This window comes from Xanthocytophaga agilis (genome assembly GCF_030068605.1).
In the GTDB taxonomy this organism is placed as follows: Bacteria; Bacteroidota; Bacteroidia; order Cytophagales; family 172606-1; genus Xanthocytophaga; species Xanthocytophaga agilis.
On record NZ_JASJOU010000005.1, the window covers coordinates 436,552 to 458,267 of the forward strand.

15 protein-coding genes are annotated in these 21,716 nt (G+C 39.5%); 3 read left to right on the top strand and 12 right to left on the bottom strand.

Translation table 11 applies throughout. The features are described 5' to 3' along the window. Positions 1 to 55: 55 nt before the first annotated feature. The 5 genes from QNI22_RS17570 to QNI22_RS17590 form a co-directional block, all read right to left on the bottom strand. On the bottom strand, positions 56 to 1,351 hold the full coding sequence (locus tag QNI22_RS17570; RefSeq protein WP_314512576.1) for a murein hydrolase activator EnvC family protein: 1,296 nt from the start codon (positions 1,349 to 1,351) through the stop codon (positions 56 to 58). An 85-nt stretch (positions 1,352 to 1,436) separates the two neighbouring features. Then, positions 1,437 to 2,237 carry a lipoprotein insertase outer membrane protein LolB1 gene (gene lolB1, locus QNI22_RS17575; protein ID WP_314512578.1) on the bottom strand — a complete coding sequence of 267 codons (801 nt, stop codon included), beginning with the start codon at positions 2,235 to 2,237 and terminating at the stop codon, positions 1,437 to 1,439. 80 nt (positions 2,238 to 2,317) lie between these two features. After that, on the bottom strand, positions 2,318 to 4,042 hold the full coding sequence (locus QNI22_RS17580; RefSeq protein ID WP_314512579.1) for a tetratricopeptide repeat protein: 1,725 nt from the start codon (positions 4,040 to 4,042) through the stop codon (positions 2,318 to 2,320). A 338-nt stretch (positions 4,043 to 4,380) separates the two neighbouring features. After that, on the bottom strand, positions 4,381 to 5,037 hold the full coding sequence (locus QNI22_RS17585; RefSeq protein ID WP_314512580.1) for a zinc ribbon domain-containing protein: 657 nt from the start codon (positions 5,035 to 5,037) through the stop codon (positions 4,381 to 4,383). Positions 5,038 to 5,260: 223 nt separating this feature from the next. Next, entirely contained in the window at positions 5,261 to 6,769 is a 1,509-nt protein-coding gene (locus tag QNI22_RS17590) for a DUF5723 family protein (protein WP_314512581.1), read from the bottom strand. Between the two features lie 447 nt (positions 6,770 to 7,216). On the opposite strand from QNI22_RS17590, the gene QNI22_RS17595 reads away from it, so the two are divergent. After that, entirely contained in the window at positions 7,217 to 8,188 is a 972-nt protein-coding gene (locus tag QNI22_RS17595) for a Smr/MutS family protein (protein WP_314512582.1), read from the top strand. 48 nt (positions 8,189 to 8,236) lie between these two features. Then, positions 8,237 to 8,788: a hypothetical protein gene (locus QNI22_RS17600; protein WP_313991285.1), complete on the top strand. Its 552-nt coding sequence runs from the start codon at positions 8,237 to 8,239 to the stop codon at positions 8,786 to 8,788. Between the two features lie 423 nt (positions 8,789 to 9,211). Here the strand turns inward: QNI22_RS17600 and QNI22_RS17605 are convergent, their stop codons facing one another. The 7 genes from QNI22_RS17605 to QNI22_RS17635 form a co-directional block, all read right to left on the bottom strand. Next, positions 9,212 to 10,114, bottom strand: a complete 903-nt coding sequence (locus tag QNI22_RS17605; RefSeq protein WP_314512583.1) for a glycosyltransferase family protein — start codon at positions 10,112 to 10,114, stop codon at positions 9,212 to 9,214. Positions 10,115 to 10,446: 332 nt separating this feature from the next. After that, entirely contained in the window at positions 10,447 to 12,006 is a 1,560-nt protein-coding gene (locus QNI22_RS17610; protein ID WP_314512584.1) for a RagB/SusD family nutrient uptake outer membrane protein, read from the bottom strand. A gap of 64 nt (positions 12,007 to 12,070) precedes the next feature. Beyond that, positions 12,071 to 15,688 carry a SusC/RagA family TonB-linked outer membrane protein gene (locus QNI22_RS17615; RefSeq protein WP_314512586.1) on the bottom strand — a complete coding sequence of 1,206 codons (3,618 nt, stop codon included), beginning with the start codon at positions 15,686 to 15,688 and terminating at the stop codon, positions 12,071 to 12,073. 46 nt (positions 15,689 to 15,734) lie between these two features. Then, on the bottom strand, positions 15,735 to 16,775 hold the full coding sequence (locus QNI22_RS17620; RefSeq protein ID WP_314512588.1) for a FecR family protein: 1,041 nt from the start codon (positions 16,773 to 16,775) through the stop codon (positions 15,735 to 15,737). A gap of 168 nt (positions 16,776 to 16,943) precedes the next feature. Then, positions 16,944 to 17,567 carry an RNA polymerase sigma factor gene (locus QNI22_RS17625; protein ID WP_314512590.1) on the bottom strand — a complete coding sequence of 208 codons (624 nt, stop codon included), beginning with the start codon at positions 17,565 to 17,567 and terminating at the stop codon, positions 16,944 to 16,946. A gap of 193 nt (positions 17,568 to 17,760) precedes the next feature. Further along, the gene (locus tag QNI22_RS17630) at positions 17,761 to 18,360 is read right to left on the bottom strand and encodes an HD domain-containing protein (protein ID WP_314512592.1); all 600 of its coding nucleotides are present in this window, start codon (positions 18,358 to 18,360) and stop codon (positions 17,761 to 17,763) included. A 41-nt stretch (positions 18,361 to 18,401) separates the two neighbouring features. Further along, a complete protein-coding gene (locus QNI22_RS17635; protein ID WP_314512594.1) occupies positions 18,402 to 20,138 on the bottom strand; it encodes an alpha/beta hydrolase-fold protein in 1,737 nt (578 codons plus the stop codon). A 165-nt stretch (positions 20,139 to 20,303) separates the two neighbouring features. Between QNI22_RS17635 and QNI22_RS17640 the strand changes: the two genes are divergently transcribed. Beyond that, entirely contained in the window at positions 20,304 to 21,383 is a 1,080-nt protein-coding gene (locus tag QNI22_RS17640) for a leucine-rich repeat domain-containing protein (RefSeq protein WP_314512595.1), read from the top strand. Positions 21,384 to 21,716 lie beyond the last annotated feature (333 nt).

Below are 21,716 nucleotides of genomic sequence, written 5' to 3' on the forward strand. Positions count from 1 at the left end.
AAAAGCTATTCTGGTACCAGAATAGCTTTTTGTTTAGCTGATGTTTTAGATTCCACTACTTGTCTTGTAACCAATTTTCAGGGTTTAGTTTTTCCTGATTGTGCCATATCTGAAATTGTAATTCGGAAGTACCTTCTCTATCTGTATATACTTGTCCAATAATTTGCTGTGCTTTTACCTTCTGTCCACGTTCTACATTTACCTTTGCTAACTTAGCATATACAGTCCAGTACTCACTGCCATGTTTCAGCATAATTAGTTTGTGCATTCCCGGAATATCAGTAATCGTAGCAACCTCTCCATCATATACAGCCCGTACTTCCTCACCTTTATTTGTTTGTATATCAACCCCATGATGCTCCACTACGACCCCTTTCAACACAGGATGTGACTGACGACCAAAATGGCTTGAGATAAATCCTGAGCTTACAGGCCAGGCTAACTGTGACTTAGCTCCTTCAAATGTGGATGACATTGTCACAGAAGTGGAAGCAGCGGAACTTTCAGATCGCGTAGCTCCTTTTTTAACAGTTGCTTTCCGACTATTCGCCAAGGCCTCTCTGGCTTTTTCACGTTCAGCAGCCTTCCGCAGTTCCTCTGCGATTACCTCTGCAATTAGTTTTTCCAGTTTGTCAACAGACTCTTTCCTTTCGGCCAATTCTACAGAAAGCTCTTGTTCTTTCGCATTTAACTTAGCAACCACATCATTCTGTTTATCTTTCAGCTTCAACAAACTTTTATTCTCTTTCAACCGGACAGCTAGCAGATTATGTTTTTCCTGTTTTTTAGTATCTAGTGCTATTCGTTGTTCTATCAGAGTCTTTCGTACAGCTTCAATCTGCTTAAGTTGCACCTTTCGTGCTTCAGAATACTGCTGCAGGTATTTCATGCGCATCAATAACTCTGTAAAACTTCCGGAAGAGAACAGGAACAATACCTTATTATAGCTATTTGTGGTTTTGGAAGCAGCATACAACATAGCAGCATACTCACGTTGTAGACTGGTAAAGTTATTTTCCATGGTTGTGAGTCGTTGTCCCACATTACCAATCTCTTTATCCAGCAAAGTTAGTTCTTCTGATATTTTATTAATAAGTCCTTGTTGTGTGGTGATTTGCTCATTTAGGGCAGTTAGTTGCCCTAAACTTACTTGCTTCTCAGCACCTGTTTCCTTAAGGATACGGTTAGTCTCTGCTATTTTAGCCAAATTCTGGCGCTTCTCCCGCTCCAGTTGAGAACGTGTTTTCTGTGCCAGTGCACCCTGTATATTTGCCAGTACTATAAGCAGGCAAGCAAATACTTTTAGACAATATTTACCAGTAGGGCCCGTAAATACAAATGCCTTCTCCATATGGGAAGGCTTAAAAAAGGCGATACCTAACCTGTATGCCTGTGGCAATAAAAAAAATGATAACCTTTTGAATACTAATGAGATACTATTTTTTACCATTTCTTCGATTGGCAGGCGGATTAAACGGAAATTTGAGCTCCTTATCGGCCACATCCGCTTTTGTATATTGAATAGATACTACTGTATTATATATACCCTGTGGTGATTTGTATTGCAAAGATATATTACTATTAAATGGAAACAAAACGTCATTTATCAGAGTAAAATTCTCATAGTCAAGAGACAATGAGTTATTGGTAGCAGGTTCAATAAAGAGAGCCTTTTTAAGCTTAAAATTCTCTATACTTACATAGTTATCAACAATGACTGAATCTTCTTTCTGGCGTAACAGATAATAATCCTTGTCTTTCATCACCTTTAGCTTCTCTTTCCGGTTTTTGGCAATAGGCAAATTACCAAAAATGGCAGCCTGAATAATATCAAAGGATAGATTAAAGTTGAATCTCTTTCCGAGTCCTTTGAAATCATATACTTCAAAACTATTATTCAATCGATCTATCACATAAGCTGAATCCCGAGTAATCAATACTCTGGCACCTTCAATACCTAACTTACTGATAGACATCCAGATAAGACTATCCCGCTTGATACGTAAATCTACAGTAGCAGTCTGATTAGCCACAGCATCTGCATAATTTATTTTCGCTTTTGCTTTAAAAAACTGAAATTCAATTTCACTTACATTTATTCTGGGATCTTCATCTTCATGCATTCCAGCGGAATCAGATGTAGTATTGCTTGATACAGGCTTCACTCGTTTACCACATGCCACCAGCATCAATGCACAAACGACAATAGGAAATATTTTTCGGATATATATATACATTAGAAAAAAGCTAATATCCTCTTATTTCTGAAAGGATCTGAATGTATGGTTTATCTATACTTAAATAAAAATTGTCCTACTTATTCCACCAGTTTCCGTTGAGCAATTTTTTTGTCAATAGTATCGGTAGTCTCACCTGCTTTTTTGGCTTTCATCCACATCTCTACAGCTTTTTCTGTCTCTCCCAGCTTATAAAGCACATCGCCATAATGTTCAAGAATTGTTCCATTATTGCCATCTTTGATAGCTAACTCGAGATATTTTTTAGATTCTTTATAGTCTTTGAGCATATAAAGTACCCAGGCGTGAGTATCGATGTAGCTTGCATTATCAGGATGCTTATCCATAAGTCGCTTACTCATCTCTTTCGCCTTCTCCAGCTTCTGCTTACGCAATGATAGGTAATAACTATAATTATTCAATACCGAACTATTATCAGGATCATTTGCCAGGACTTCTTCATAAGCAGCATCCGAGCGGGCATATTCTCCATTTCCATTGTAGGCATCACCCAACATTGAATTGTAATCATTCAGTAGCTTTTGATCGCTGGAGGCCAGTTTTTTACCTTCTTCAAGGGCATCTACTGCTTTCTGGTAATTTTTTCTTAACAGATAAGCATATCCGTTAAAGAACCAGAACTCACCCTGATTAGGAAATAATTCCAATGCCTGTTCAGAATGTTTGATTAATGAATCAACCTGGTTTAATTCAGCATCCAGTCTCAGGAGATTGCTCCATACTTCATAGATAGAGTTGTCCAGACGAGAAGCTTTGCTGTATATAAGGCGAGCATTTTCCTTTTGATCATTCATTGCCAGCAAATCACCATATACGGCATAGGCTTTTGCTTCCATGGGATGGGTTTTGATGATCAGATCCGCAAATTTCAGCGCCTTTTTTCTGGATTCCTGGTCCCGATGGGTTTGAATATAATTTGCAAGGATTTGTACTTTTACAGAAGCCTCCAGATCTGAATTACCAAACGCCTTTTCAATCTCCTGATCTGCTTCCTGCACTTTTCCTTGCTGCCTGTAGATATCTGATAATATCAGATGTGCCTGTGAACTTGCCTCACTTCCTGATGCTACTTTTTCCAGTAACGGAATTGCTTCAGTGGTACGTTTATTAGCTGTATAGATTTCTGCTAACAGTAAGGCATACCGAGGTTCATCCGGAAAACTTTCCACCAACTTCTTGCCTTCACTGATTGCATCATTCAAATGGTTGGTCTTCAAAAAGATCTGTTGCTTCTGACGGCTTATTTCTTCTGTAATTCCGATTCGTTTTTCTATCTGGTCATACGCTTTGATAGCATCATCATACTTTCCCTGCTGAAGATACAGGTTAGCCAGCTCAATATAGGATTCAGGGTCGTTTGGTTCTATTCTGACTAATTCCTGGTAGGCTTTAGCAGCTTGAGGATATTTTTTATCACGGGTATAGAGATCAGCCAGTAAGATATAATAGTACTTATTTGTACTCACCAGCTTAATAGCTTTTTCTGCATAAGGAATAGCATCCTGGAAAGATCTGGTTTTTGATAAAGCCTGAGCAATTGCATAATTGGTTCCGGCATTTTCTGAGTTAATCTCCAGAGATTTCTGAAAGTAATCTACTGCTTTTGTATAATTATCCAGCAAATAGTACTTCATACCTTCGGTAAAGTAATATTCTGCCTGGGCGAGTTCACTCTGCCTATGAGTCTCGTCTTTGTGACGACGATTTTTCTGTGCGAAAACCGGACTGCACAAGTAACTGAAAAATACAACCAGTGCTACAATCCGAAAAGAATGAGAAGACATTGTTAAAAGAAGCTGATTAAATGAACCCAAGTTTTACGAAAACCACTATTTTGCTACAATTTGATGGGGCATTTCTTCAAATATACAACAACAGCACAAATAAACGAATAAAGAAGGTATTTTATATTTTAACGAAGCCTGAATTATTTCATTGTCATTTTTAGAGAAAAAACCAATTCTTTCTCAGGCGAATACAACGGATGATAAACATCAGGAAATTAAACTCTTCCAATAATTACAAACATCAGGAAGGTACTGAAATCAGCAGATAGGTATATAAAAAAATACTGTTCTGAAATAGATCTCCAAAACAGTATTTACGGAAAAGTGTATTTTAATCAAAATAGCTTATTTCCACAACCAGCACAAAACTTCTGGCCTGGCTGAGTAGGTGCGCCGCATTCAGAACAGAATCTTGACTGATTCTCAGTTTGTGGTCGGGCAAGTGAGTTAGGAGTACCACATCCTGGACAAAACTTATCAGTAACAGTAAGCTTAGTATTGCAACTGGTACATTGCATTACAGCTGTTTTCTCTTTAAAGTTTATATGTTCTGTATAATTCTGTTCGCGAGTTTTCTGGTAAATCTGTTCAGATGTTGCTTTCGCCTGCTGCGCTGCCAGCTCTTCTTTTTCATCTGGAGCACATTCTTCACACAAACCTGCGGAATGATTCCAACAGACATCCGGACATACCCATTTACCACAGCGGGAACATTGCTTAAAGTACTGTTTTCCTTCCTGAACTGCCTTATCTAAGGCTTCATCATGTGCCCTTCCACCTACTGCACGTTGCATCTGATAGGTAGCATCCCCTACCTGACCAAATATTCCTCCAAATAAACTTCCGGCAGCATTCAATAGACTTCCAGCCATTCCCAGTGCGTTTGTCTCAAAGTGTGACATGTGACCATTTCCACATTTGTCACAATGAAACTTAAACTGGAAACCTTTATCAGTAGAGAGATCGTCGTAATTGCGAACAAATTGGATCATTTTACCCATGGTTGTAAGAGTTAATAATGGTAAGGGTTCTGAAAGTAATACAAAATCTACCAAAGCTAAAGATCATCACAAGTATTAATGGACAATTCACAATTAGGTAACCGTGTATAAATCAGAAAGTCATACCAATATTGGTATGACTTTCTGATTTATACTTATAAAAAGCTAGTAAGGTTTCCTATCAAGGATAATTCCTTTCACACAACCCTTATTCTTATTCACGTGTAGGAACTCCTTCTGAATGCTCTCTTTTAGATGATTTGGATTTTGACTGTGTATTCTTTGCAAATATTGGAATATGAATACCAGTGTACACATCTAATCCGGAAGTTTTACCCATACCTAGCAAACCTGCAATATTATCTGAGCCGAAGTGTAATATTCCGGCTTTGATATGAGTACCGATGGTCAGGTTCTTGTAGTTACCTGTTAAACCTACTGGAACCGCTACTTCAAACCAACGCATTTCCAGACGAGGTGTTACAGCCAATAGAGATGGTTGACGCATACCTAAGGCGTATTTCCCTTTCAGGCTTTGTACCCATACAGCATTCACATATAACTTTCCTTTGATATGATAATCAAAACTCAACTGAATAGCGGTAGGAAGGCTGCTGCTAAAGCTTGTCTTCTTTTCTGAATCTGTCACTCCCAATGCGTTATTCAGCGTACCTGCAATATCATCTGTAGAACCATCCAGACTATCTAGTGAAACTTTTGTATTGGTTCGTGTGATATCATAGCTCTGAACATAATTTCCGCTATAACGCATACTTCCTACATCCATCAGAGAGAAACCTACACGATACTTGTAGTTGTTGGTCATCTTACCATTACCCAGATCTAATTTAGGTCCTTTTTTGTGTACCATTCTGAGCGAATCCAGTTTATGTTTTCCTTCACTAACCCCAGTAGATTCTTCTAATTTTTCAAAAGTAGCACCCAGATTCACACCCCACCCTTTACCAGGCAGGCCTTTTCCAAAGAAGGTACCAAATCCAACATTATCCAGCGTATTGTCATATGCTTCTGATTGCACATAGGCATATTGTAACTGAATTTTCTGGATATCCAGAATCGTTTCCGTTTCACCCTGCTCATTGGTTTGATCATAGCTTGAGAAACTCATTTCTTTAGAGGTAATATGAGCACTTGTAATGCCAGCTACCCGATTGATTGTAATCCCACCCTTAAGGCTATATTCCGGTGTAGTTTTAATTACCCGTGCGTAGGTCAATCCAGTTTCCTTATAGGCATTCATATTCAGGTTAAAATGTATACCCTGAAAGGTTGAATAATCGTTATTATCACTATCCCAGATTATCTTTGCCAAACCTTCGGATACATTGTTGGCTGTTATACCATATCTAACCCGGTTGGTGAGTGCAAGGCTGTGTACAGGACTCATTTTTACCATAAATGAAAATGCCTGTGCTTGTCCCTGTACATTCAGGTATTTATCTTTTCCATTGTTTTTGACTGTAAAGGATTCTTTCTCGATATCAGAAAAACCTATAGGACCTTTTACATAGTTGTTGGATGCACCAACTTGTGCAGAAAATAAATCTAAATAGAAACCAAATCTGGAATCGGCAATAGAGGCCGGATTCAGGAATATTCCATGTGTACCACTATAATTGCTGCCACTTAGCCCGAGCGTTTGCTGTGCATTTACTTCATACAAACCCATAAAAGCTACTAAAAATGGTAGAATTTTTTTCATAATTAATATTTTAAGTACCCTTTTGAATGAAAACCATTCAAATTTACATATTGATCTCACAATAAGATTGTTACCTTAACTTACCCATTCAAAAGGTCGTGTAAGGTTATGTATGACCATTTACAGCATTTTACTACTTTTGCAATCCGGAAATATTTCCAGAACAGAACTCTAAGTCAGACAAGTATTTCGTTGAAGAAATAATCATCTGATTACAAGCCGAATGATTTGAAAAAAAGTATTAATCAAGGCATAATCTCACATTGCAGGGTTATTGATCTTTTTGCATTCTTTCCGGGTTATATGATCAGGCAGTTTGACTATTTCAGGTTTAGTCTACTATTTCTCAGGGAAGAAGCTTGGCTAATCATCAGACAAAATGCCTTGTTAATGAGTATAAAAATTCTTTTGTATCAGTGCGTTACATAAAAGCTAATTAGTTAATCTATGAATATTGGGGACAAAGTACGTATGGTTCACGGGCGTGAAGAAGGCATCATTGTCGGCTTTACCAAGAATCATATGATAGAAGTAGAAATTGAAGACGGTTTCCGGATTCCGATGTTACGATCAGAGATTGTTATTATCTCACAGGAAGAGGCTGCCCGGTTTCAGAAAAATCCAGTTACCGAACCAATCAAAAATACATCCAGAGATGTTCTGGCTGATAGAGGAATATTTCTGGCCTTTATTCCGCTTAATGACATAGGTCTGGCACTCTATTTGATAAACAATACCGATTTTGATATGCCTTATACACTGGGACAGGAGCAGAATGGAAAATACAAAGGGATCAAAGGTGGTTCACTGGCTCGGAAGTCGTCTGTGAAAATTGATGAATACAGCTCACAAAACTTTGAGAGTTGGGGAGTATTTGTGTGGCAGTCACTACTATTCCGGGAAGGAATGACATCCTTGCGGGAACCTATGTTGCAACGTATTCGGTTTCGAGCCAATACATTCTTTAAGACGAAGGCCAAAGCACCTCTGCTGGGAAAAGATGCACATCTCTTCCAGTTGGATACACCAACAGCCTCACAACCTGTTACTATCCAGCCAGACAAGATTGTTGAAAGTTGGGAAAACAACACTCAGCTTACCACAAACAATCAATCAAAGGCCAATACCGTAAACAAACCTGCCAGTGAAATAGATTTGCATATCGAAAAGCTGACAACGAATCTTATTGGCTTAGCCACAGCTGAGATGTTACAGATCCAATTACAGGCCTTCGAAAAAGCACTGGATGCAGCTATTGCACACGGAATGCATGATATTACTTTTATCCATGGAGTGGGTAATGGTACCCTACGAAATGAGATTCACCGTAAACTTGGCAAGAATGTGCATGTCCAATACTATGAAGATGCCCAAAAGGAAAAATTTGGCTATGGTGCGACCAAAGTAAAGCTGAAATAACATATATAACTATTTCCATTCTATTTTAAAAAGTATAACCTAACAACAATGTCTACTGACAATATTGGATTACAAGCTGAGGAAGTTGCTCGTATCAAGCGACTATGCAAAGAAGCAGGACAGCTCTATATTTTGAATGAAAATGAACCTCAGGGAGAAGAGTTTGCTCACTTTATCTTTGCAGGAACTCATAAAGGTAAGGAAGTAGTTTTTGACTCTGTCTTATATACACTGCGGTTGCATCATATGAGTGTATTGTATGAAAGTGCAGAAGATAAAGCATGTGAAAAATATCCAGAATATAATCGGATTGACCTGGAAGAAGAGGATGATCTGAATAAACATCTTTCAGAAGCCAAGTTGGAGGAAATTGAACTCTTCAAGGCTGAAATAATGGATGAGTTAGAAGAAACTGAGGAGATAAAAGTACAGGAGTATGTTAATCTTGATCCAGACTTCGATTATGGCATAGCATTGGAAGCCTGTCTGAATGTAGAAGAAATCACTCCACAAACTATTGCCCGTTTTGTGAAAGCGTTTACTAACAATACACTAGAGCTGGATAAGACATTATACAGTTTTAAACACGAAGAAGAATAAGCGTCTTTTCCTAAAATTAAAAGCCTCAGTGAGTCTATCATTGAGGCTTTTAATTTTTACATGAGTCCTCTCGAATTTTGAGTAAAAGGTGTCATTGAAAAAGTAATAAAAAATGTTACAAAGAGAGGTGTGATAACTTCAATCGCGAAAGGTGGTGTAGGTGCGTTGGCCTTCTTTCTGCCGCGAGGTTGGCCTTTGGCCTTGTGGGCTGAAGGATCGGCAGAAAGTGTCCTTTTTGGCCTACTTTTTTGGACAAGCAAAAAAGTAGGAGGTCAATGGAAGAGTGATGTAAGGGACTATAAACAAATGTAGAAAGAGAGATTTTCCAAAATTAAACCCAAGCCTACATTTTCAAAAACCTAGGCTTGGGCTTTACTCATATCCAACATCTGGAATGACTCATGTTATTCATTCATTCAGCTATTACTTCCATAACTGTAATTTGAAGTAGTTAATAAGCTGTCGTACCGGGCTTGGTTGAAAAAAGCGTTGCAGACCTTTAATAATCTCATCATTTGGCACCAGGTCCCGATCCAGCACCATGGATTTATTGCTTAGTACAGTTTCAAACCGTTTGGTTTTAGGAGAATGTGTCCCGGATTCGTCATTACCAATATTCTGTAGTTTGGATATTCGCGGAAACAGACAATAGGCTTGGTGTTTATAATGAGTGTAACTCCATCGTACTGCCCAGGAATTCACCAAGCCTTTTTGTTGTTTGATTAGCATATACACAAGATCCTTTCCACCTTGCGCGAATCCTTGTTGTATAGTTTTGTCTTTTAAAAACATTGGATAATCTGTTACCTGCCAGTCAGCCTTGTTCCAGCGGTCAGCCCAGGTGGCCCATCCCCAGGAGGATGCTCTGGGCAGTAAATAGACATCTTTTGTATAGCTATCCGGAATAGTGATAGGATAGCTGTATCCTGAAATAGAGAAGACAGAAGGATTATCCTTATAGACTTCCAGCGACTCATTCAGAAACACCAGAAAGTCTTCCGCAAACACCATATCATCTTCCAGTACGATAGCTTTGCCATACCGACTCATCACCTGAGAAACCCCATCAATCACAGACCGGGCCAATCCCATATTTGTGGGTCTTTCTATTACCATCTTGTTTTTAAACCCTGTCACAGTTTGTATATACTGCCGTACTTGTCGGACCTGCTCTTCATCATCTGTACTTCTGGCTGCATCTGAGAAAATAAAGATCTCACTAGCAGAAGCTAACTGACAGTTTACCAGTGAAGTAATAGTGCGTTGTGTATGGATAGGACGATTGTATACAAATAAAACAATAGGAGCCAGTGTATGTATAGCCATGAGTACAAATCAACGAATATTGTCCAAAGGTAATAGAGAATCAGATAAAAGTATCTATCATCTGAAAGCAGCTAGTATTCGATTGATATAAAAATGGGTATAAACAGAAAATGACCGGAACTCAGTTACCACTTGTTGGTGATCTGAATTCTGGTCATTTTTCTTTTCAGAGAATTTAGATTCTCTTTGATTCTGTATCAGAATATAATCAGGATTTTTATATCGTTTTCAAAATATCAGAATCCTGATCAACCTACAGAGTTATCAGAGTTCTGATTATTTTCTTTTTTAACCAGAATTCTGATAACCCAGATGTATAACTTATGTACCGATTATTGTCCTATGGATTCATTATACAAGAGTTCACGTGTTGGGATAGCCCACACAAAATCTTCACTGGTATAGGGATCTGTGCCAGCACCCCGTTCTCCTTTTGGAATATCCATCTTTAACGCCCTCAGATAGTCAATCCGGTCATTTTCACCAAACATTTCAATGAGTCGTTCATCATGAATCATATTTTCGGTAATGTCGGCACCTGTCACCTCTACATAGGGTCCGCCTACAGTTGTATTCCAGGCTCTTTTGCGCACTACATTTAAATCTTCAGCAGCACCCGACTTGTCTCCAGCTTTAAACCGGCTGATGGAACGTGTCAAATAGATCTCTGCCAAACGGATAAGTGGCACATTGGTATTAAACTCTTTACCTCCACGATAGTATTTGTAGGGCCAGATCGTAGTGATATCTTTCACTTCATTTCTTTCGTCTGTAGCCTGTCCTTCCTTGGCCTTACTTACAGGATATCTTACAGCAAATAATTGTGTAAACCGTTTGTCTCTTTTGGCAGCTACTTTCAGGGTCGTATCTGTTATCGGATCAGTCATCCAGCCTAGTCGCTTGATAGTACTATTGCTCATGCGTGTTTCTACCCAACCACATTGTCCCCAAGGACCTGCAGAATGATTCAGAACAGTTAAATGCATAGGAGCCTGACCCGTTTCATCATAATAAGGCAGATAGAAAACAACCTCTTTGGCTCTTTCTATAGCACTCTTTGAAAATGCAGCAATAGGGTCTTCAGTCAAATTATATCTGCCTCCATTCTGATCTATGATAAAATCGGCTTCTAGTTTTGCTTTATCATACTCTCCTCTCTGAAAATAAGCTCTCATCAGCATAGCAGAAGCTGCAAATTTAGAAGCACGCACCTGATAAGATGGATGCATATCATCTTCATATTCTTCTGGTAATAGATCTTTTGCCTTCTGAAAGTCAGCTACAATCAAATCATATACCTCTTGAGTTGTTCCAATTTTAGGATTCTTTGCTTCTGCTACAGACTTCGGATACTTAGTAGGCATAGGGATATCTTCTGTATTATTAGCACCACCTGGCACATAGGCATGACCAAAGGTCGTTTCCAACAAGTAATAGGAATATGCCCGGATAAAATACAGCTCCCCGACAATACGATTCACATTATCCTGAATGTTCTCTTCACTCTCAGTAGGAAAAGGATTGCCATTGTTTGCCTCTACAAACTCTAAAGCATTATTTGCCCCTGCAATAGCTCTATAAATCAGCAAAAAGCCTTTGTCTGTGTATTTGTTAAACTCTTTTGTCTTACGCCAGTAACCCCACTCCGCATTGTTTACCCAATCTACATCATCACCCATACTGGTTTTTACAATGGTGACATCTACCCAAGCCATATTCCAGCTATCACCACTGAACAAGGATGCATATAATCCGATAGGTGCTCTTTCAAATTCTTCCACTGTACTCCAGGGAGTTTGTGGAGGCCTTTTTAATTCAAAATACTCTTCTGAACAACCGCCTGATGCGAGTAAAAGCCCCAGCGTCAGGCTATAAAGAAGGATCTTTTTCATATAGATAGATAGTTTTCTTTGTTCAAATATTAGTTTAATAAATTTTCAATCAACAGGCTTATTGCTAAAAGCGAGCAGACAAGCCCAGTATAAATGTTTTTAATTGAGGTATGGTAGCTGTATAGACATAGCCAGCTCCTTCCGGATCAAAACCAGGATATTTGGTAGAAGTCCAAAGGTTACTGCCTGACACATATATTCTTAGTCCCTGCATATGTATTGTTTTCACTACAGAAGCGGGTAGTGTATAGCCAACCTGTACATTCCGTAGTCGGATATAATCGCCTTTGTACATTTCCCGGTTGTGGTTTTGCCACTCATCACCAAAGTCGGACACAGCTTCTCCATTAATGATATAGGTGTTTCCATAGCGGAGTTGTGGATATTTTGCCTGATCTCCGGGCTGGCGCCATGAGTTGTTTATAATATCGGTAAGGAATGTCTTGGTTTCTCCAGGGACAGTAGCCATTTGCCGATCATAGTCCAGAATATAATTTCCACCAGAGAAGGAGAACATAAAGCTCAGGTCAAAGCCTTTGTACTGGAAGGTATTGGTAATGCCACCATAATAAGTAGGATCAGCAGACTTACCATTCTGATAAAACTTATTATTGGCAATATTGGTCTTTGTCCCATAAGTAAGACTATCTTGTCCTACCTCATTTTTCAATCGCTTTGTTTCTCCTGTTGATTCATACAAGCTTTTGTCAACTACATAAATCATAGGCACACCTGTAGCAGGATCTACACCTGCATAATCAGCTACATACCATTCCTGACGTTTATGTCCTTTACGTGATACAGTAGCACCGTTGATGATTCCTTTACCTGTTTTATCAGCTTCGGGAGTCAGCTTTTTGATAGTGTTTTTATTAAAGGCGATATTAAAGTCTGTAGTCCAGCGAAAGCCACCTTTATCTATATTAGTAGAATGAACTTCGAATTCCCAGCCGGCATTTAACATATCACCAATGTTACTCCATACTGTATTGGAGCTTTCATCGTACACATTACCAGGAAACGATCCAGGAGGTGTGACTCCGGAGGAAGCAGGTACAGGAGAGGGTAATAACATACCTTTTATGTACCGATGATAGTAAGCTACTGAACCATTGATTCGATTATTGAGTAAACCATAATCAATACCGATGTCACCACTTTGTGTAGTTTCCCACGTAAGATTGCCCACAGGAATGTTAATAGGCATAGTACCATTTACACCCAATATATCATTGCTACCATATTTAAATGTACTATTATAATTGATTACATCTAGTCCTCCCACTACATTCTGATTACCTGTTTCTCCATAGCTTCCCCGAAGTTTCAGGAAGGTATTGCCACCAAGAAAAGACATGAAATTTTCTTCAGAAAGTATCCAACCTGCTGATAATGCCAAAAATGTTCCCCAGCGATAATTAGGTGTAAATGCAGAAGTGCCGTCCCGCCGGGCACTTAGCCCTACCAGATAACGATCTTTGTACTTGTAGTTAGCTCGTCCAAAATAAGCCAAGAGATAACGCTCCCCATTCATACCGCCCCACATAGAAAGCATTGATGTAGGGCTACCTATCTCCTGATACTTTCCTATCAATCCCTGTCCGGAGAGAGAACGGCTGTACTGGCTGCTTCGTTGGGCTTCTGTTCCTGCAACAATATTCAATGAGTGCAGGCCAAACGCTTTATCATAAGTACCATATACATTGTAATTTACACTTCTATATGTAATAGCTTCCTCGTATCCATAGGAAGAAGGTTTCTGTGATCCATCTAGGCGAATATCACGGCTTTGCCAGAAAATATTGTTACTCTGAATCAGATCTACAGAAACTTCTGACCGAACTGATAACCCTTTTATAAAAGGTAGCTGGTAATTCAAAAAGAAGCCTCCCAATGCACGATATTGTTCCAGATTATCTTTCAGATTAGCAGGATCTGCAAACGCGGCCGGATTAGAGCCAGAGTAAGCGTTAAAGTATCGGTTAGGATTATCTAGTTCCCGAACAGGAAACCATGGTAAGGCAGTAGTAGTAATACTATTCAATCCTCCATTTGGGCTGGATCCTCCACGATAGCTGGTGTTTTGCATTCTGTTATTATTAGTATAAGCAAAACTTAGCTTAGCTCCAATAGTGAAGTTATCAATAGGGCTGAAATCTATATTAGTTCGTAATGATATACGTTTGAGGCTGTTATTATTCTGAACCCCTTTGTCTTCCCGATAATTACCCGAAAGATAAAACGAACCTTTATCAAACCCTCTTGAACTGGAAAGATTATAATCAGAGAATCGCCCGGTCTGGAAAAGCTCATCATACCAATTGGTATTGATTGCCATTGCCTGTTCACGGGTTAGTTGGGTAAAAGCATAAGGAGAATTGCGATAATAGTCATTCATGGTAAACGTTTTGCCAGAGTTCTTATACATCTCATCCATGATCTGAAACCATTGACTTGTATTAGCATATCCAATATCCTGAGGAGTACGTGTCAATGTAGAGAAACCTGTTGAATAATTAAAAGTAGTATTTCCTTGTCCTTTCTTTCCTGTCTTTGTAGTTACTATAATAACACCATTGGAAGCTCTCGATCCATAAATAGCTGTAGCAGCAGCATCCTTTAAGATTTGTATATTCTCAATATCATTGGGATTTATTAATGACATAGGACTTTGCCCAGTAGTACCATCACTACGTCCCAATCCACCTGGACTGCTGTAAACAGGCATTCCATCAATAATCCATAGAGGGTCTGTACTAGAATTAATAGAACCAACCCCTCGAATCTTGATGACAGTAGGTGATCCTGGTACACCACTGTTAGTTTGGACTGATACACCCGCAGCCATGCCTTGCAGTCCTGAGTCAAAGGAAGCGGTCGACTTTAATTTGATATCGTCACCATTTACAGTAGCTATTGAGCCAATTACATCCCGTTTCTTCTGAGTACCATATCCTACCACCACCACTTCACCCAACGACTTCACATCTTCTGCCAGGGCAATAGTCCAGTTGCTGTTTCCTCTCACGGCTACTTCCTGAGTCAGATAGCCAATATAGGAGAATACCAGCACGGCGGTTTCATCCGGAACGCTCAACTGAAACCCACCTTCTGCATCTGTAACTGTTCCCTGTGTTGAACCTTTTACAGTGACACTAACCCCAGGTAAGCCCTCTCCTGCAGTAGAGGTTACTTTTCCTTTTATAGGAATAGCCATCTCCTGAAGAGTCTGTTGGATGCTGCTGATTTGTATACCCGTATTTCCGGAAGCGGATACCAAAAGAGGAGACTCCAGGGCTGTTTTGCCAGTTATTTTTCGGATGGCACCTTTTTGATCTATCTTTTCATAAATCACAAAGTCTTTGCCTTCCAGTCTTTCGAAGGTCAGATGCAGAGGAGATAATATCTTTCTGAGTCTGTCTTCAACAGACGAGGCCGAACGCTGTAAGAGTTTACCATCAACCATTTTGTCCTTTAGCAAGCCTACATTGTAGCTAATATCTATCTGATATTTTGCTTCAATGTCGTTCAGTACATCTATCAGGGGAATCATTTTTTGCTGATCCAGGCTGGTTTCAGATATAGCTTCATTGACAAGTGCAATTGTCTGCGAACTAACTCGTATGGCATGAGTTGTAGTTAAAAGCAATACAACTCCAAAATATCGTATAACTTGTCGCATAAGTTGTATAGAAATTAGAGGAATAGAGAATAGATTAGTTACTATATTATTCATGTGTGGATTTTTCCAGTAGTATTTCTCCGGTAGGCTGTCGGACAATATTCAGCCGAAATGCCTTAGATAATTTTAACAGCAGCAGATCTGTTCTATTTGCTGAGACAGAACCTGAAAATTGAAGCGATGCCATGGATGTGTCTTGCAAAGTTAGCTTTATCCCCTGCGTATCAGCTAAAATCTCTATAATCTCTGCAAGCGAAGTTCCATCAAAAACCAGTTTACTCTGAGTCCAGGAACTATAGGTATCAGGATTAACTGTTTTCTTAAGGATCTTTTTCTCACTTTCTTTGAACTCAACCAGATCTCCTGGTATCATCTGAATGGGAGGATCTTGCTTATGTTCTGACAAGGTCAGAGTCACTTTTCCTGTATTGAGAATCACGCGTGTCTTCTTATGGCGGGTATTTACATTAAAGGTTGTACCCAGCACTTCTACATTCAGTTGTTTGGTGTGCACAATGAAACGTGCCTTAGAGGCTGTTCTTTTTACATGGAAGAAGGCTTCTCCATCCAGCCATACTTCCCGTATATGATCAGTTTGCAGGGAAGGATTAAACCGGATAACGGAGTTTGCATTTAACGTTACCTGCGATCCATCTGGCAGCAAAACAGTTTTCACCTGCCCATTTTGGGTCAGATATGAAACCTCTTGTTGCTGGCTGTACCAGTAATAAAGTCCACCTCCGATAGGTAAAACCAATAAGAGGATACTTGCAGCAATTTTGAATACCTGTGTACGGAAGATAGTTGTTGTGCTTGTCTCCCTCTCCAGTATCTCTTCTTCAAATGCCTGGTCTGAGATTACCTGCCACATGGACTGCACTTCTTTCTGGTCAGGAAATGTCTCTTCAAAGTCAACCGACAGGACCAGTTGTCTGGCTTGAACTATCGTATCTTTCTTGTCCGGATACCGTTCAAGCCAACTGGTCCAAAACTCGCTGGTTGAAGAATCCGCAGAAGATTTTACCCACTGAATGAAATAGTCATCCATAGCAAAGTCTTCTGCACTGAAATCGGAATAATCCGTCATAGATAACGAGTGGGTTAGTGTAACGATTTTTAACCAAAAGCAGCTATCTTATCTTTTCTACTCGAAAAAATTTAAAAATTTCTCAAAATATTTTAAAACAGGATAGAATTGTGGTTACAGAGGCTTAAGGAATCCAAAATGGACGGAGTTATTTGAGGATGAATTTACTTAGAAGGATAGCAAACAAAAGAATAGGAGAACCTCAACAGGAAAGAATTTTCTCAGGAGTTGTAATCCCTGATACACCAGATTGTAAACAGACTGTTCATTAACAGCCATAAGAGAGGCAATTTCACTATTGCTCAGACTATCATAATATTTCAGAAATAATGCTTCCCGCTGGCGCTGAGTCAAGTGAGTCAGAGCTTTGTTCAGGTAAACTTTTTTCTGGTCTACAGACTGGATGTCAATAAGTAAATCCTCAGGAGATGATACTGGATTGTAGTTATTTTCAGTTGTAAAACTGGTATCAGGCAGAAACTTAGCAGACTGTTCTATGTTCCGGATAATTTTACGACGAATACACTTGTAGAGATAATATTTGATATTCGTTGTTTCGCCTATTGTGCTATGGTTTTTCCAGAGTTCAATAAATAAATCCTGAACAGCATCCTTTACCTGCTCTTTATCCCTGGAAAGCTTCATACCGTAATTGTACAAAGCAGAAACATACAATCTATAAATGGTAGAAAAAGCCTCCCTATCACCGCTTCTGAAGCGGTTCCATAAGGATAAATCACTTTCCTTAAATGGTAGTATTCTATCCTTATATACATCCCTCTTATCTTTCATACATCGACAGCTATTCTACTTAACTTACAAATGAAACTAGATATAGTTAAATTTTAAATCAGGCACCGAATGTATAAAAAATAAAAACAAAATAAAATAAAGACTATAAAAAACCGGTAATAACATATTTAAATCTCAATAAACAGGATTTATTTATGTTATTATCGGTGGTTTTATACTAAAATGAAGAGATTTACACACCTGCCTGATGTGTAATAGCAAAAGCGATTAGTTCATCCACTTCCCTTGCTGCCCGTTGTGCTGCATCTGCAATATCCTCTCTGGAAACCTGTGCAGCAAAGGCTTTGTCCTTGAGGCGTTTTCGTACGCCTTTGACATCCATCCCTTCATAGCCTGTAGGGCGCATTAATGAGTAGGCATGGATAAAACCTGACAACTCATCAAAGGCATAGAGCATTTTGTCCATAGTGGTTACAGGCTCCACTCCAAAAAAACGGGGTCCATGAGAGGCAATAGCATGAATAATCTCCGGATCAATGTCTCGTTTCTCCAGTTCCTCCACAATGCGTTTACAATGATCGTCAGGCCACTGATCCCAGTCGGCATCATGAAGCAAGCCAGCTGTTTCCCATTTCAGTTGTCCAACGTCATCCAGTTTCTCTACTTCCCTGGCCCATGCTTTCATCAAAGCAGCTACCTGCCGCATATGCCTTTTTAAACTCTCATTTTTTACCCAATCGTCTAGCAACTGGTTAGCATCCTGTAAGGAAATGATATTTCCAGTATTGGCAGGATTACCAAATACTTGTCTGCCTAAATCGTGTGTAAGCATGAATAAAATGGTGCAAATAGGTTAGATTGAAGGGTATTTTTTTAGTAACGCCAGCTTTTCAGATCAGCACCTTTGGGTGCATTTTTCTCGATTAGCTTCAAAATCTTGGGGACATACATGGTATTGTAATGCAACCGTGACAGATAATTGGGTAATGTAGGATCACCATTCCAGCAGTGTTCAGCTCGATCTCCATATTTTACTTCTCCACCTTCAGTAAAGTTTTTTGTTTTCTTCAAAAAGTCTTCAGCCAGATACACCGCATTGTTCAGGTAATAGTTGTCCATATCTCCACAGTAGATGTTGATCTTTCCTGTCAGCTTGGGTTCTAGCACAGCCCAGTCTCGTTGCATAATATATGTCAGGTCATAGTTATTACGCCAATATTGTGCTACCATCGTATCTATTTCCCCTGTCATCTTGTCAAAAATTCGTTTGGGATAGCCATCTTCTCCCACAGGCGAATACACGGCCTCCCAGATATCCCACTGCCCACCCGAACGGGTTTTAGTTCCTAATACCAATTCCAGATGATTCATATCGGCAATGGTTGTGGTGATATGCCCTAAGTAATTACGATATCCTGGCTTGGAGACTTTACGGAATGGTCCTTCGGTATAGTAGGCGTTTTTATCTTTGTAGATGTTAACCTGTGTATAAGCCCGAAAATCAATAGGGTCGGGGCATGCAGCAAAACAACCGCCATATTGATCAGGATAAAATATCTGTGCAGCCAGAGCTTCCCAACCACCTGTTGATCCGCCATATAGAAACCGAGCCCAGCCTTGTCCTATTCCTCTGAACTGCTTTTCAATATAGGGAATGAGTTCATAGGTTATAGCATCTCCATACGGACCAATATTGGCTGAGTTTACAGCATAGGAATCATCATAATAAGGGTTGGCATGTTGAATTTCAATAATCAACATACGAGGGAAGTTTTTGCCAGTCCATGTTTTATAGAAGTTGTGTGCTTCCTGAGCGACAATCTTTTTATAGCCATAGATATGGAAACGGTCGCTATAATCAGAGGTATCCATATCCTCAGCAGGAGGTTCCGGGCTGAATCCGTCAAAGTCGACTGGAAAGTGACCATGATTGATACAAAGTGGGTAACGTGCTTCCGGATGTTCGTCAAATCCTTCAGGAAGTAATACGTGGGCACCCAGGTACATAGGACGTCCCCAGAATTCGGTTAGCAGCTTGCTTTGAATACGTATATGTTTGATGTGTTTCGTATCCTTGGGAGCAGCAATGACAGGATTGGCTTTTGTGAGTGTGACAGCAATATTGCCATCTGTACCAATGGTTACTTTTGCAGGAACGCTGTATAAATTACCAGGTGCGGTACGCCAGTTTTGTCCTTCTCCTCTATCCATAGGCAGCTTCAATACACGACCATCTTTTAGTTTAAAGGTTTCATACTTATGCAGTAACACCTGCACATAATAGTCACCAGCAGTTAGCTCCGACAAGCTTTTTAGCGGGTAACCAAATACAGTGCCATCTATTGTTTTCTCTTCTCCTGCTTTCCATCCGTCTACATCTATCCCAAAAATCTGGGCACTTCCCGGACTATCACCTACCTGATTACGAGGTTCGCCTTTAGCTGTATCCTGTGCAATCATAAGCAACAACCTGCCATCAAGGGTATCTTTGCTGAGACTATCGCTAAATGTGATTAAAAACTGTGGCCCTTTGCTTTTAGAGGAGTTACAGGCTACCAAAAAGAATACACAGACAGTGCACCAGAGTACTATCCGAGCAGGTAAATACATTTTCTTCATGTTTGGAGGTTGGTTAGGCGAATGCGGCAAAAGAAAGGTATAAAATCCAGTGAGATTTTCAAAACCACGTCTCTTCCTCCAAAAGAAAATATCTTCAACCCTTTTACAACTAAATAATTAGTTATAACTTACATTCGACAAAATCCATTAACACCTATGAAACACTTATTTGTTACATTCTGGGTATTAGCCAGTTGCTTGGCATTACAAGCACAATCGACAGACAAAGGAGTGGCTACCACACTGGAACAGATCCGACAAACCACACGTCCGGATACCATCCTGACAATCAACCTTCAGAATAAAGACATTCGGTATGAACGTGTTGAAATTTATGATACTATCTCAAACAGGAAAGAACCTATCATTCGCTGGCAAACAAAAGAAATAAACAATGGACTACAGGAAGTACCTGCGGAAATTGCCCGATGCCGCAATCTGAAAAGTTTACTTCTTCGCAAACATCGTATTACCTCTCTTCCTGCCTGGGTATCTGAAATGGATTCATTGCAACAACTCGATCTGAGTGGCAATCCAATCAACTACAAAAAACTTCGTTTTCGAAAGAACAAACATATCCAAAATATCAATCTGGCAGAGTGTGCATTAACACACTTACCCAAAAGGCTTCGAAGAAATAAGAGACTGGAACAGCTGGTGTGTAATAACAATGCATTTGTAGAATTTCCCAAGGTAATCCCTAAAATCAGATCGCTGCAGCGGGTAGGCTTCTATCACAACCTATTAAGTCAGCTACCTACTAAACTTCGAAAGTTGCACTCACTGAAATATCTTGATCTATATTACAACGAGTTTACAGAGTTTCCGGTAGTTCTCTGTCAGATTAAAACTCAGGAAGCCATTGCAATTTCCTACAATAAGATAGACAGAATTCCTGAGCAAATAGGTGATCTTTCAAATCTGACGGAGATTTATTTGAGAGGAAACCGGCTGACATCATTGCCAGAAAATCTGCAGAAGCTGCAGAAGGTCAGTCTTTTGTATATCAGCGAAAACGCATTTACAGCCATTCCGCCTGTTGTTTTTGAGATGAAAAGCCTGGAAGATCTGGATATTTCAGACAATCAAATGAGAAAGCTGGGACCACAACTCGTTCAGCTTCCTCATTTAAAAATCTTGTATGTCAAAGGCAATCCATTCTCATATCCTAACTACCAGGAGTTTTCTTCGCTGCTGGAAAAAATAAAGGCACAGGGAGTGGAAGTGCATGAGTAGTCCTTGTATTGCTTTTACGTTTATTTTAAGAGATACAATCATATTTGCGCCTCATTCACAACAATGGTCTGGTACAAACGCGAAGAGATCTCTTGCCTGTTATCCAATAAAATGTGGGTTGTTCACAACAAGTTTTATTTTGACCGGAACTCCGATCACTTTTTTATTTTGCTATCTCCTTACAATAACAAAAAAACTGATCGTAATTCACAACACTCATTCATTTGCCACAAACTATGCCCAAGATACATCTTTGCAGGGAACACAATGCAGGTCAATGTTATCTCGTATGAGCAAACTGAACCAGGTAATGCCACTGTTTATAAGTTTTCG

Bases quoted from the DNA above. Each gene is read 5' to 3' on its own strand.
- QNI22_RS17570 (WP_314512576.1), bottom strand. From the start codon at position 1,351: ATGGAGAAGGCATTTGTATTTACGGGCCCTACTGGTAAATATTGTCTA.
- lolB1 (WP_314512578.1), bottom strand. From the start codon at position 2,237: ATGTATATATATATCCGAAAAATATTTCCTATTGTCGTTTGTGCATTG.
- QNI22_RS17580 (WP_314512579.1), bottom strand. From the start codon at position 4,042: ATGTCTTCTCATTCTTTTCGGATTGTAGCACTGGTTGTATTTTTCAGT.
- QNI22_RS17585 (WP_314512580.1), bottom strand. From the start codon at position 5,037: ATGATCCAATTTGTTCGCAATTACGACGATCTCTCTACTGATAAAGGT.
- QNI22_RS17590 (WP_314512581.1), bottom strand. From the start codon at position 6,769: ATGAAAAAAATTCTACCATTTTTAGTAGCTTTTATGGGTTTGTATGAA.
- QNI22_RS17595 (WP_314512582.1), top strand. From the start codon at position 7,217: ATGAATATTGGGGACAAAGTACGTATGGTTCACGGGCGTGAAGAAGGC.
- QNI22_RS17600 (WP_313991285.1), top strand. From the start codon at position 8,237: ATGTCTACTGACAATATTGGATTACAAGCTGAGGAAGTTGCTCGTATC.
- QNI22_RS17605 (WP_314512583.1), bottom strand. From the start codon at position 10,114: ATGGCTATACATACACTGGCTCCTATTGTTTTATTTGTATACAATCGT.
- QNI22_RS17610 (WP_314512584.1), bottom strand. From the start codon at position 12,006: ATGAAAAAGATCCTTCTTTATAGCCTGACGCTGGGGCTTTTACTCGCA.
- QNI22_RS17615 (WP_314512586.1), bottom strand. From the start codon at position 15,688: ATGCGACAAGTTATACGATATTTTGGAGTTGTATTGCTTTTAACTACA.
- QNI22_RS17620 (WP_314512588.1), bottom strand. From the start codon at position 16,775: ATGACGGATTATTCCGATTTCAGTGCAGAAGACTTTGCTATGGATGAC.
- QNI22_RS17625 (WP_314512590.1), bottom strand. From the start codon at position 17,567: ATGAAAGATAAGAGGGATGTATATAAGGATAGAATACTACCATTTAAG.
- QNI22_RS17630 (WP_314512592.1), bottom strand. From the start codon at position 18,360: ATGCTTACACACGATTTAGGCAGACAAGTATTTGGTAATCCTGCCAAT.
- QNI22_RS17635 (WP_314512594.1), bottom strand. From the start codon at position 20,138: ATGTATTTACCTGCTCGGATAGTACTCTGGTGCACTGTCTGTGTATTC.
- QNI22_RS17640 (WP_314512595.1), top strand. From the start codon at position 20,304: ATGAAACACTTATTTGTTACATTCTGGGTATTAGCCAGTTGCTTGGCA.